This window comes from Lunatimonas salinarum (assembly GCF_017811155.1).
Classification (GTDB): Bacteria; Bacteroidota; Bacteroidia; order Cytophagales; family Cyclobacteriaceae; genus Lunatimonas; species Lunatimonas salinarum.
In genome coordinates, this window is the sequence record NZ_JACVCV010000145.1 from 1 (window position 1) to 277 (window position 277).

The window sequence follows — 277 nt, forward strand, 5'->3', positions numbered from 1 at the left end:
ACGTCCTTCTTCGCCTCCCGGAGCCTAGGCATCCCCCGTGCGCCCTTGTCTACTTGGACTGACGTCCCCGCCCTTTTGCCAACGGGAACGCCCGCAGCCTGCACGACATCCCTGCCGCACACGACCGCATTCTCTGCTCAACATGTCAATGAACTTTCCCCGGAACCTTGTTCCCGGGAACAGGAAAGAATGAGACACAATGCCGATAAGCGGATACGACGCTCCAGAAAGGAGGTGTTCCAGCCGCACCTTCCGGTACGGCTACCTTGTTACGACT

The 277-nt window shown here is 58.8% G+C and carries 1 rRNA gene; it reads right to left on the reverse strand.

Annotated features, from left to right (window positions below):
* Positions 1-227 precede the first annotated feature (227 nt).
* A 16S ribosomal RNA gene (locus IAQ59_RS22235) occupies positions 228-277 on the reverse strand; the annotation flags it as partial.